The organism is Pseudorhodoferax sp. Leaf265 (genome assembly GCF_001422365.1).
GTDB lineage: Bacteria > Pseudomonadota > Gammaproteobacteria > Burkholderiales > Burkholderiaceae_C > Pseudorhodoferax.
This window is the reverse complement of record NZ_LMMT01000034.1, coordinates 133,409-145,953: the sequence shown is the minus strand read 5'-3', so window position 1 is coordinate 145,953 and position 12,545 is coordinate 133,409. Positions and strand designations below refer to the sequence as shown.

Here is a 12,545-nt window from a genome sequence, read left to right as displayed (position 1 = left end):
CAGCAACGACGTAACGACCATGACCCACACCAAGCACTTGCGCGCAACCGCGCAACAGCCCGACGCCTCCAACCCCATCCTGCCTTTGGGGGCGCTTGCCGCCGGCTTCGGCCTGATGGTGGCGTCCTGCGCTGTCGGCGCCCAGACCACGGCCACGGGCGCCAGCCTGCCCCAGGTCAACGTCAAGGCCACCGCGGAAGAGAACTCCAAGGAGAACCTGCAGACCAACCGCACCACCATCGGCAAGGGTCAACAGGAAATCCGCGACATTCCCCAGTCCATCACCGTCATGACCGAAAGGCTGATCGACGACGCGAAGCTGGAGACACTCAAGCAGGCGTTGCACTACACCGCCGGTATCACCTTCGCCGCTACCGAGAATGGCACGGACCAGGACATCCGCATGCGCGGCTTCCCGGTGGCCACCACGGGCGACCTGCTGATCGACGGCATGAAGGATCCCTCGCAGTACGACCGGGACAGCTTCAACTACGACCGCATCGAGGTCATGCGCGGCTCGGCTTCCATGCTGTTCGGCCGTGGCTCCACCGGCGGCGTGATCAACCAGGTGACCAAGCAGCCCAAGCTCATCACCGAGCAGGAGGTGGTGACCACCGTCGGCACAGGCGGCAGCATCCGCGTGACCGGCGACTTCAATGCCATCGTGGGCGAGAACGCCGCGCTGCGCGTGAACGTCATGAAGCAAAAGGCCAGCAACTTCGGCGCTGAGATCGACAAGGAAGGCATCGCGCCCACCTACCGCTGGGGCATCGGCACGGCCGACGAGTTCTCGGTCGGCCTGTTCTACCTGAACACCGACAACGTGCCGATGTCCTCGCTGCGCTACCTGTCCGGCAGCGTCGCCAAGGACATCTCTGCGCGCAACTTCTACGGCACCGACAGCGACTACCTGCGCGGCGAGGCCACCTACGGCGCGGCGTCCTGGAAGCACCGCTTCGCTGGAGGCGGTGGCGAGCTGCGCACGCAAATGCGCAGCGGCGTGTTCCACCGTGCTTCCTGGGGCACCACGGCTGGCTACTGTGGCGTAGCTCTCACCGCCACCGGTACCTGCCCGGCCGGCACGCCGGCCGTCACCGCGGCCACGCTGACTGACCAGACCGCCATGACCCGCAGCGGACTGGCACCCCGCAAGGACAAGATCCGCGGCACCTACGTGCAGAGCGACTACAGCAACAGCTTCCAGTGGCTGGGCATGAAGCACGAGATCCTGACCGGCGTCGACGCGGCACGCGAGTCAGCCGACCGTTTCGTGGCCGTCACGGGCACCGGCCTAGTCGGCACCAACTTCAACAAGGGCGGCACCTCGGTCGGCACGCCCAACGACGGCACCCGGACCGCCGTTGACCCCGTCTACCGCCCGGGCAGCGACTATTCCGGCCACTCCTACGGCGCCTACATCCAGGATGTGGTGAACCTGACGCCGCAATGGAAGCTGCTGGGCGGTCTGCGCTACGACAACTTCAAGGCGGACATGAACACCATCAGCGCCGCGGCCGTCAAGACCTCCAGCGACCTGTCGTACTCTTCGCTGTGGAGCTCGCGTTTCGGCGTGCTGTTCCAGCCCTCGGCCACGCAGTCTTACCACATCTCGTACGGCACCTCGTTCAACACCTCGGCCGATACCTACCAGTACACCGACCAGCGCACGGCCGACGTGCCGGCCGAGAAGAGCCGCAACATCGAGATCGGCGGCAAGCTCGACTGGCTGGACGGCCAGCTGTCCACGCGTGCCGCGATCTTCCGCACCGAGAAGTACAACGAGCGCACCACCGACTCCGACTTCGCGGGCAATTTCCCCGTGCTGTCCGGCAAGCGCCATTCGCAGGGCGTCGAGTTCGACGTAGTCGGCCGCATCACGCCGGCCCTGGAGGTCTACCTGTCGTACGCCTGGACCCACGAAGCCAAGATCGACAAGGTCGGCACCGCGGTGGCCGCCGGTATCGTGGGCTCACCCGTGGGCCTGACGCCCAAGCACTCGGGCGCCACCTGGATCAGCTACCAGCTCATGCCCAAGCTGCGCGTGGCCGGCGGCGCACGTGGGGCCGCCCGCAACCGCCCGCTGCAGGGCACGACCGGCGCCGCCTCCACCACGGCCAGCGCACCAGGCTACATTGCCTACGACGCCATGGTCGAGTACCAGTTCACCGACAACGTGTACGCGCAGCTCAACGTCAGCAACCTCACCAACAAGGTCTACGGCGACCAGCTGTATCCTGGCTTCTACACGCCCGGTGAAGCCCGCACTGCGAAGTTCACGCTCGGCGTGAAGTTCTGACCCCGGGAAAGGCCATCCGATGCTCGTCCACGTCCAGCAGGTCCTGACGCCCGAAGAGGTGCGCCGGGCCCGGCAGATCTTGGCCAACGCGCCCTGGAGCGATGGCCGCAGGACGGCGGGCGAGCAATCGGCGCAGGCCAAGAACAACCAGCAGCTGCCTGAGTCCTGCGAAGCCGCACAGCAGCTGCAGCAGCTGGTACTGGCCGGCCTTGCGCGGCATGCGCTGTTCTTCTCCGCCGCGCTGCCCAAGCAGATCTCGCCGCCGCTGTTCAACCGCTACGGCGGCGAGGCCAACAGCTTCGGCAACCACGTGGACAGCGCGGTGCGCTACCTGCCTGGCGGCGCGGGCCGCGTGCGCACCGACATCTCCTGCACGCTGTTCCTGGCCGAGCCCGACGAGTACGCGGGCGGCGAACTCGTCATCGAAGACACCTACGGTCAGCAAAAGATCAAGCTGCCCGCCGGCGACGTGGTGCTGTACCCCGGCCACAGCGTGCACCGGGTCGAGCCGGTCGCGCAGGGCACGCGCCTGGCTGGCTTCTTCTGGGTCCACAGCATGGTCCGCAGCGACGAGCAGCGCCGCCTGCTGTACGACATGGACCAGCATCTCATGAGCCTGCGCAGCCGTGTGGGCGAAACCGATCCGGCCGTGATCGGCCTCACCGCGACCTACCACAACCTGCTGCGGATGTGGCTGGAGTTCTAACAGCGGACTGAAGGCGCCCATGCGCACGGCCTCGCTGCAGGTCACCGCACGGACTTCCGAACGCCCGAGCGCCTTGCGTTCGGTTTTCCGACCGCGATGCGCGGCACACCCCGCATTGCTCTCCTTTCAAAACAAGCACTTGCAGGCGCTTTGACGCCGCGCAGGTGCTGGCACGTGAACTGCCTTGTGTTCAGTGTGCCCCTGGCCGCTGCCCTTCCCGAACGCAGCCCGGGTCGCCAAGAGCTCGAGGCCAGCGCTGGCCTGCAGGCGCCCCGATGCCCGCAGCCTTCGGCCTAAACGTCCATTTTGAGGAGTTAGCGTTCGATGAAACGAATCCATCCGCCCCGCCTGACCCCGGTCGCCGCCATCGTGGCCTCCGTCGTCCTCGCCTGCGCCGCCGGGGTCATCCATGCCCATGGCGGTGACCCGGACCAGGTCTATGCGGTCAAGATCCCCTACGCCTCCGAGGACCAGCTGTCCAAGCTGACGGGCATGCTGGACCACCCCTATGTGGACCAGAAGACCCGCACCGTCCATGCCGAGGTCAGCGACACCGAACTCCATGCCGTCGAGGCCCTGGGCATCGGCGTGCAGATCGACGTGGAGGAGACGGCGCGGATCAAGTCCTTCATCGCATCGCGCTCGCGCGACCAGGCCTCCGGCGCGCTGCAGCGCTCCTCGCGCGAGCAGCCCAGTTCGGTCGCCGACGGCACGCACTCCTGCTACCGCACCGTGGAGCAGACCTACGCCACCTTCGACGAGCTCAAGGCCAAGTACCCGGACCTGGTGCAGCTCAAGACGCTGGGCCCGGCCTGGATGAAGACGCAGATCAAGGAGCCTACCGTCGTCAACAACCAGTACGACAACTCCTGGTCCAGCTACACCAGCCTGCTGGCCAAGTTCATCCCGCAAAGCCTGCTGCAGCGCTTCAACCTGTCGCTGTTCCCGGCCCAGCCGCACGATGTGCGCGCCATCGTCGTCGGCAACTTCGCCAAGCAGGAAGGCAAGGAAGTGCCACGCATGGTCTGGACCGGCGGCATCCACGCCCGGGAATACGCCCCGCAGGAAGTCGGCACCAAGTTCATCGAGTGGCTGCTGGACAACTACGGCAAGGACCCCAACGCCACGATGATGCTGGACAACAACCAGTACCACTACATCATCCACAACCCCGACGGCCGCAAGCTCGCCGAACAGGACCGCTCGGCCCGCCAGCGCAAGAACACCAACTACCTGACCGCGCTGTGCACCACCGGCACCAACGGCCAGCTCGGCTCGGGCGTCGACCTGAACCGCAACTACCCGTTCGGCTGGGCCACCGGCGGTGCCGGCGGCTCGGACGGCAACATCTGCGGCGAGACCTTCCGCGGCACCAGCCCAGCCTCCGAACCCGAAACGCAGGCCGTGCTGAACTACGTGCGCGGCACCTGGAACCAGGCGCAGTGCAAGTGGGAAGGCGGCGCACTGCCGGACGGCCGCAACAAGTGGGCGGTGGACAGCGCAGGCAAGCCTTTGGTCGGCACCCCCGGCCCCTACTGCAACCCCCAGAACCGCGCCAACAACGGCAGCGGCGAGCTCGACTGGCAGACCGGCGCGTCCGAAGACTACCCGGGCGGCATGTTCGTCGACCTGCACAGCAATGCGCGCGCCATCCTGTGGCCCTGGGGCGTGGAGCGTGCCGAGAACGGCTTCAACACCCACACGCCCAACAACAAGGGCATGGCCGTCATCGCCCAGCGCCTGGCCTACCACAACAACTACTCGTCGCAGCAGCTGCTCAGCTACAACACCGAAGGCACGACCAAGGACGCGTTCTACGGCTTCCTGGGCGCGCCCTCGTACACGGTGGAAATGGGCCGCTCCTTCTACGAGGACTGCGGCGTGTTCGACCGCGAGACCTATCCGGAGAACTTCAACGGCTTCCACTACATGAGCCGCGCGCTGCACCGCGTCTACCAGCTGCCGTTCGGCCCCGACACGGTCGACGTGAAGGTCGAGCAGACCGCAGCCGTGCCCGCCGGCACCAAGGTGAACGTCTCCGCGCTGGTGGACGACAACCGCTACCGCTACAGCAACGCGGGCCAGTCCACCATCCTGCCGCCGCCCTACCCGGTGGTCTACAACATCGCCAGCGCCAAGGTCTACATCGACCAGATGCCCTGGGAGGCCGGTGCCGAAGGCAAGCCGCTGGAACTGGGCACCTCCGACCAGGCCAAGTCCGATTTCCCGGACGCGACCAAGCGCGCGTTCGGCCAGATCGACACGACCGGCCTGGCGCCGGGCCGCCACATGGTCTATGTGCAGGGCACCAACAGCGACGGCAAGCCCGGCGCCGTGTCGGCCGCGTTCCTGGACGTCGCCGAGGCCAAGAGCAGCGGTGGCGGCGGTGCGATCGGCGGCCTGGCGGCCGTGTTGGCCGGCCTGGCTGGCCTGGCCCTGCAACGTCGCCGCAAGCAGGCCGCGGCCAGCGGCCTCTGAGCCCAGTCCATGCGCCGGGCCCGCGCCGCGGGCCCGGCAGCCCACCAGAACGAATTCGAGGAAACCACATGCATTCCCGCAACACCTGCGCCCTCTCGGCCCTGGCCCTGGCCGCGTCCACCTTCCTGGTCGCCTGCGGTGGCGGCGGCGGCGATGACGCGCCGGCCCCGACCGAACGCCAGGTCACCGGCACCGTGCTCGACCGCGGCCTGAACAACGCGACCGCCTGCCTGGACCTGAACGACAACCGCGCCTGCGATGCCGGCGAACCGTCGGCCATGACCAGCAACGGCAGCTTCACCATCACCACCACGCAGGCCGCCGACGCCACCGTGCTGGTGCAGGCCTCCACGACCAGCACCACGTCCGAGGGCCCCGTCGTCGCACCCTACGTGCTGACCGCGCCGCTGGGCCGCCATGCCGTCATCTCTCCCTACACCACGCTGTTGCAGTCCGAGGTCGACTCGGGCCGTTCGGCCAACCTGGCGCAGGCCGAAGAGACGCTGCTGTCCTTCCTGGTCGGCACGGCCGGCCAGGTCGGCGGCATCCAGCTCTACGACAACTACCAGGCTGCCGACGGCGCAGCGCCCACTGTCGCGCAACAAAAGATGCTGGCACTGGGCCAACTGCTCACGCGCGGCTTCGCCGAGGTCAGCGCTGGCGTGGGTGGCGGCAGCCGCGCCGCCTTCGAGGCCTACAGCGCCGTGGCGCCGGGCTCGCTGCAGCAGCTGCTCTACCAGATTCCGGCCACACTGACGCCGGAGCAGCGCGAAGCGCTGTTCCTGGCCACGCGCGACAGCCTGGTGCCCAGCGCTGCCACGCTGGCCGGCGCGGCCAAGGCCAAGGCCGCCACCGCGGCCCAGCCCATCGAGGGCGCCTGGGTGCGCACCGACGGCACCACGCGCGAGGTGTTCCTGTTCGGCGGCGACGGCACCTTCGTGCACCAGGTCGTCGCCACGCCGGTCGGCGCCAACTACGCCTTCGACAATGGCCTGGGCTACCGCTATGGCCGCTACAGCCTGAGCGGCTCCACGCTGACGCTGGAACTCATCGAAGCCGCCAATGCGCGCGGCCCGGCCGCCGGCGCCCACAGCGCCACGGTGTCGGGCAACGCCATGACGCTGGACGGCACCGCCCTGAGCCGCGTGGCCAGCGCCAGCAACCCGCTGGTCGGCGGCTGGGTGCGGCCCCAGGGCCTGGCCCGGCCCGAGTACATGGTGATGTTCGAAGACGGCAGCTACGCCCACAGCACCTTCTACTACCAGAACGACCGCCAGACCGGCACCGCGACGGCGCTGGAGACGGCGCGCAGCGTGGGCGTGCAGGTCGGCAGCTACGCCGTCAGCGCCGGCAATGCCGACGTGGTGGAGTTCGGCGCGACCACGATCGACTTCAACGGCAACCTGTCCGTCCCCAGCAACCCGGGCGTGGCCCACATCCAGTCCGACGGCAGCATCTCGCTGTCGGGCCTGCGCCTGGTCAAGCTGGGCAGCACGTTGGGCGCGCAGGCCGTGACGGGCTTCAGCGAGGCCACGCGTTCGCGCATCTGGTCGGGGCGCTACTTCAGCCTCACCACGGGCACGGGCGCCGGCCAGACAGTCGAGTACCTGTATGTGAAGGGACCGGCGACGGTCGTCGCGTTCGACCGCCCCGCCACGGCCAGCACCGCGGCCTGCGTCGCGAAAGCGGCCCCGTTTACCAACATCGACCCGTCCGACGGCATCCTGAAGCAGTTCGTGATCGGCACCGGCACCGGCGCCAGCGCGGCCTATGCGCAGCGGCGCATGGTCTACGGCACGCCAGCCAGCTTCGTGACGATGGTGCCCACAGCCCGCCCGACCGACGCGACCGCCCGCTGCGCGGTGCCGTTCTGAGCGCCTGAGAATCGCACCGCCTGCGCGGTGCCTTGCCCGGCGCGGTGCGCGTGACAGCCTGCGCACCGGCCGGGCGTTTCGATCCGATTGCACGCCTGTCCATGCGACCCATCTGCCCGATTGCGCTGTTGATCGCCGCTGCCGACCTGGCCACGGCCTTGCCCGGCCAGGCCCGACCGGCAGCGGACGTCGTCGCCGTGGTCGACACCGGCGTGCGCGATGGCATGTCGGGCGGCAGTGCGCCGGGTTGGCCCCTGCCCGCGCTGCTGCTCCTGCTGGGGTTGCGGCAGGCGCGACGCCGGATGCTGGCCGTGGCCGCGCTGGCACTGCTGGGCGCCGCACCCGCCCTGGCCAGCGAGACGCTGCGCAAGATCCAGCAGACCGGCACCATCACGCTGGGCCACCGGCAGTCCTCCGTGCCCTTTTCCTACTACGACTCGCGCAAGCAGGTGGTGGGCTACGCGCACGACCTGTCCACGCTCATCTCGCAGGCGATCCGGCGCGAACTGCGGCTGCCCGCGCTGACCACCAAGCTGGTGCCGGTGACGGCGCAGAACCGCATCCCCATGGTGGTCAGCGGCAACGTGGACCTGGAATGCGGCTCCACCACGCACAACGTCGAGCGCGCACGCCAGGTGCTGTTCTCGACCTCGTTCTTCGTCATCAGCACGCGGCTCATGGTGCACCGCGACGCCGGCATCCAGGACTTCAGGGACCTGGCCGGAAAGCGCGTGGTGGTGACATCCGGCACCACCTCCGAGCGCCTGATCCGCACCTTCGCCGAATCCTCCGGGCTGAAGTTCCAGATCCTCGCGGCGCGCGAGCACGAGGAATCCTTCGCCGCGCTGGAACGCGGCCAGGCCGACGCCTTCATGATGGACGATGCCCTGCTCTACGGCGAGCGCGCCAAGGCCCAGCAGCCGCTGGACTGGATCGTCGTGGGCCAGCCCATGACGCGCGAGGCCTACGGCTGCATGATGCGCCAGGGCGACCTGCAGCTCAAACGCATCGTCGACCAGGAGATCGCACGGCTCATGCAATCGGGCGAGCTGCTGGCACTGTACCGCAAGTGGTTCGAGCGGCCCATCACCGCCAAGGGCCTGAACCTGAACTGGCCGCCGTCGCAGGACGTGCTGGAGCTGTTCGCCCATCCCAACGACAGGCCGCTGCAATGAGCCGTCGCCCTCTGCCCAGGCTCTTGCCATCGGCGCGCGTGCGCGCGACCAAGCTTCTGGGGCAGCATGCAGTCGACTGACGCGCGCACAACCGGAGCACCGCCCATGCCAACCGCCCCCGCACGCGCCCGGCAGCGCGCCCTCCTCGCCGCGGCAGCGGCCGCCGTGCTGCTGGGCGCGCTGCAGGCACTGCCCGAGGCCTGGCTGCAGGCACTGCGCTACGAGCGCGGCGCCGTGCTGCAGGGCGAACTCTGGCGCCTGTGGACCGGCCACCTGGTCCACCTGGGCTGGGCCCACTGGGCGCTCAACGCACTCGGCCTGCTGGTCTGCATGCTGCTGGCCGACACGCCGCCGGCGCCGCGCGTGCTGCTGCGCCAGGTGGCCGTGCTGGCGCTGGGCATCTCGCTGCTGTTCGTGCTGCTGCTGCCCCACCTGGCGCACTACGTCGGCCTGTCCGGCGTGCTGTACGGGCTGTTCCTGCTGACGCTGTGGCCCGGCGTGCGCCGGCTCGACCCGGTCAGCATCGCGGCGCTGTGCACCATCGCGGCCTGGCTCGGTGCCCAGTTGCTCCGCGGGCCGGACCGGCACGAGGAGGCCCTGGTGGGCGGCAACATCATCGTGCAGGCCCACGTGTTCGGCCTGGCCTGCGCCGCGCTGATGCTGGCGGCCCCGGTACGCCGGCTGCCGGGCCTCAACCGTCCCGCGGCTCCGCCGGCGCCACGCTGATGCCGTAGCGGCGGATCTTGTCGTTGAGCGTGGTCTTGGCCACGCGCAGCGCACGCGCGCTGCGGGCCAGGCTGCCGTCGTTGCGCCGAAGTTCCTCGAGGATCAGCTTGCGCTCGTACTGCTCCACCGATTCGGCCAGCGAGCGCGGCGACGCCAGGTCGCTGCAAGCGTACTGCAGCGTCGCGCCCAGCAGCGGTGTGGACACGCCCAGTGCGATGCAGTCGGCCAGGTTGCGCAGCTCGCGCACGTTGCCGGGCCAGTCGTAGCCGGCCAGCCGCTCGAGCAGGTCGGCGCCCACCGGCGGCACCGGCCGGCCGAAGCGGCTGGCGGCCAGCACGAAGAAATGCGCCAGCAGCTCGGCAATGTCCTCGCTGCGTCGGCGCAGCGGCGGCAGGTCCACGGTCACCACGTTGAGCCGGTAGTACAGGTCGAGCCGGAACTGCCCGCTGCGCGCCTTCTCGACCAGGTTCTCCTTGGTCGCTGCGACCACGCGTACATCGACCGGGATGGCGGTGTTGGAGCCCAGCCGCTCGAGCTTGCGTTCCTGCAGCACGCGCAGCAGCTTGACCTGCATGCCCATGGGCATGCTCTCCAGTTCGTCCAGGAACAGCGTGCCGCCGTTGGCGTGCTCGATCTTGCCGATGCGCCGCTTCTGCGCGCCCGTGAAGGCGCCGGCCTCGTGACCGAACAGCTCGCTGTCGAGCAGGTTGTCGGGCATGCCGCCGCAATTGAGCGCGACGAACGGACCTTTGCACCGGCCCGAGAGTTCGTGCAGGGACTGCGCGACGAGTTCCTTGCCGGTGCCGGTCTCGCCGTGCACGAGCACGTCCACGGGCGAGCTGGCGATCTCGGCGATCAGCCGCCGCACGGCCTGCATGCCGGCCGAGGAACCCACCAGGCGGGCCAGGCCGTCGCTGCCCTGGCCGGCCGCGGGCGCCGAAGCCGGCCGGGCCAGGCTGGCCTGCAGCGCGAGGCGGCGCTTGTCCAGCGCACGTCGCACCGAGTCGACCAGTTTCTCGGGCGAGAACGGCTTGGTGATGAAGTCGTAGGCCCCCTCGCGCATGGCATCGACGGCCAGGTTGATGTCGCCATGGCCGGTGATCATGATGCAGGGCAGTTCGGGGTCGACGCTACGCGCGTACTTGACCAGACTCAGGCCGTCGCCCTGGGGCAGCCGCATGTCGGTGACCACCACGCCGCGGTAGCCGGGCGTGATGATGGGCAGCGCGGGCTCGACCGCGTCCAGCGCGCGCGAGCGGATCCCCGCCAGGCTCAGCGCCTGGCGGCAGGCCAGTTGCATGTCGGGGTCGTCCTCGACCAGCAGCACGGTCATCTCGTCGTTCATCTTGTTCTCCTCATGGGGGTGCGCAGGGCAGGTAGATGCTGAAGCAAGCGCCGGGCCCGTCGTGGTTCCAGGCCCGCAGCGCGCCGCCGAAGTCCTGCACGATGTCGCGCGAGATCGTCAGGCCCAGGCCCAGCCCCTTTTGCTTGGTGGTGTAGAAGGGCTCGAACAGGTGCGAGGCGAAGTCCGGCGGCAGGCCGCAGCCGGTGTCTTCCACGTCGATGCGCAGGGCATAGGGGCGGCCGTCGTCGGCGGTCGCCTCGGTGGCCGCTGGCGCGCGCTCGGCCACCAGCGTGAGCTGCTTGGCGGGGGTCTCGGCCATGGCGTCGATGGCGTTGCCGATCAGGTTCACGAGCACCTGCTCCAGGCGGTGCGCATCGCCCCAGGCCGGCAGTTGCTCGCCCGCGGTGCGGTTGTCCACCACCACGCCCAGGTGGGCCAGCTGCGTCTGGTAGAGGAACAGCGCGTTGGCGATGCACTGGCCCACGTCGATGAAGCTCAGCGAGGGCTCGGTGCGCCGCGCGAAGCTGCGCAGTGGGTGGATGATGGTGCCCATGCGCTCGGTCAGCCGCGCGATGATCTCCAGGTTCTGCAGCACGCTGTCCAGGTCCTGGCGCTTGGCGAACTCCATGGCATTGCCGGCGAAGGTGCGCACGCCGCCCAGCGGCTGCGTGAGCTCGTGCGTGATGCCCGCGGCCATGCGGCCGAGCACCACCATCTTGCCGGCATGCACCAGCTCGCCCTGGGTGGCGCGCAGCGTGGCCTCGGTCTGCCGGCGGTCGGCCACCTCCTTGACCAGTTGCGCGTTGGCCAGCGTGAGCGCCGCCGTGCGTTGGGCGACCTTGTGCTCCAGCGAGAGGTTGGCCTGCTCCAGCAGCCGCTCGGACTCGCGCCGGTGGCGGTGGATGCGCCGGCGCTGGGCCACGACCAGCACCAGCAGGATCAGGAAGGCGGCGCCGGTCGCCGAGACGGCGCCGGCCAGCACCGCGTCGCGGCGCGCGCCGTCCACGTCGGTGAACAGCATCACGCGCCAGTCCATGCCGTTGATGCTGCGGCCCGAGACGATCTGCGCCAGCTCCTGGAAGCCGAAGTAGCGGTTGGCGCGCTGCAGGCTGCCGTAGATGGACAGCGTCTCGGGATTGACCTTGAGCTCCACCTGCAGCGGAAAGCGCGGCAGCGGCATGCGGTTGTACATGCGGCTGAGCTGCAGGTCGACGCGGCGCTCGATCGGCAGGTCCTGCAGCGTGGTGTAGGTCCAGGCCGGGTCGGACGAGAGGATCACCACGCCGTTGGTGTCGGCCAGCAGGGCGGGCGCGCCCAGCATGTCCCAGATCTGGTTGATCGGGTCCAGGTTGATCATGATCACGGCCACGCCCACGACCTTGGCGCCGTCGCGGATCGGGTGCGAGACGAAGTAGGCCGGCCGGTTGGCGACCAGGCTGATCGCGAAGTGCCGGCCGACGCGGCCGGACAGCGCCTCCTGGAAGTAGGGCCGGAACGAGAAGTCCTCCTCGGGCATGGCGTCCGGCGGGGTGCTGCCGCTGGAGGCCACGATGATCCCGCGCTCGTCCAGCACGTAGATGGCGATGCCGCCCATGAAGGCGTTCAGGCGCTGCAGGTAACGGTCGGCCCGCTCGCGCACGGCGGCCCGGCGCGGCGCATGGAACAGGCGCTGCACCTCCTCGCTGAGCTGCACCGTGGCCGGCACGTCTTCGAGACGCTGGATCATGCCCTCCACGGCGGAGGAGAACAGCTCCAGCCGGTGGCGCACGTCGGCCTGCAGGTTGGCCACCCCGCGGCGCTCGAAACTCAGGTAGCCGCCCGCGCCGCTCAGGCCCACGAAAGCCAGCGCCAGCAGCCAGGCCGCGCTCTTCCAGGCGGCGTGGCGGATCGAGGAACGCAGTTGGGGATTCACCGGCCCTGCCCCGCGGAGTCTTCAGCCCAGGGG

Annotated in this window: 8 protein-coding genes; 6 read left to right on the top strand and 2 right to left on the bottom strand. The window is 69.2% G+C overall.

From position 1 onward, the window contains the following. The first annotated feature begins 19 nt into the window (after positions 1-19). From ASF45_RS22290 to rrtA, 6 genes are all read left to right on the top strand, one after another. Complete coding sequence (locus ASF45_RS22290; RefSeq protein WP_063887746.1) at positions 20-2,296, top strand: TonB-dependent siderophore receptor; 2,277 nt, start codon at positions 20-22, stop codon at positions 2,294-2,296. 19 nt (positions 2,297-2,315) lie between these two features. Continuing rightward, a complete protein-coding gene (locus tag ASF45_RS22285) occupies positions 2,316-3,002 on the top strand; it encodes a Fe2+-dependent dioxygenase (protein WP_056668074.1) in 687 nt (228 codons plus the stop codon). A gap of 324 nt (positions 3,003-3,326) precedes the next feature. After that, the gene (locus ASF45_RS22280; RefSeq protein ID WP_056668071.1) at positions 3,327-5,480 is read left to right on the top strand and encodes a M14 family zinc carboxypeptidase; all 2,154 of its coding nucleotides are present in this window, start codon (positions 3,327-3,329) and stop codon (positions 5,478-5,480) included. 68 nt (positions 5,481-5,548) lie between these two features. Continuing rightward, the gene (locus ASF45_RS22275) at positions 5,549-7,354 is read left to right on the top strand and encodes a hypothetical protein (RefSeq protein ID WP_056668068.1); all 1,806 of its coding nucleotides are present in this window, start codon (positions 5,549-5,551) and stop codon (positions 7,352-7,354) included. A gap of 224 nt (positions 7,355-7,578) precedes the next feature. Beyond that, positions 7,579-8,529: a transporter substrate-binding domain-containing protein gene (locus ASF45_RS22270; RefSeq protein WP_082551230.1), complete on the top strand. Its 951-nt coding sequence runs from the start codon at positions 7,579-7,581 to the stop codon at positions 8,527-8,529. A gap of 105 nt (positions 8,530-8,634) precedes the next feature. After that, positions 8,635-9,255 (top strand): rhombosortase, encoded by a 621-nt coding sequence (rrtA, locus tag ASF45_RS22265; RefSeq protein WP_056668065.1) that lies wholly within the window; start codon positions 8,635-8,637, stop codon positions 9,253-9,255. On the opposite strand, the gene ASF45_RS22260 is transcribed toward rrtA, so the two are convergent. Together ASF45_RS22260 and ASF45_RS22255 are read right to left on the bottom strand one after the other, a co-directional pair. Continuing rightward, positions 9,221-10,600 (bottom strand): sigma-54 dependent transcriptional regulator, encoded by a 1,380-nt coding sequence (locus ASF45_RS22260; protein WP_056668061.1) that lies wholly within the window; start codon positions 10,598-10,600, stop codon positions 9,221-9,223. The genes rrtA and ASF45_RS22260 overlap by 35 nt on opposite strands. Positions 10,601-10,610: 10 nt before the next feature. Further along, a complete protein-coding gene (locus ASF45_RS22255; RefSeq protein WP_063887745.1) occupies positions 10,611-12,512 on the bottom strand; it encodes an ATP-binding protein in 1,902 nt (633 codons plus the stop codon). Positions 12,513-12,545: the final 33 nt, after the last annotated feature.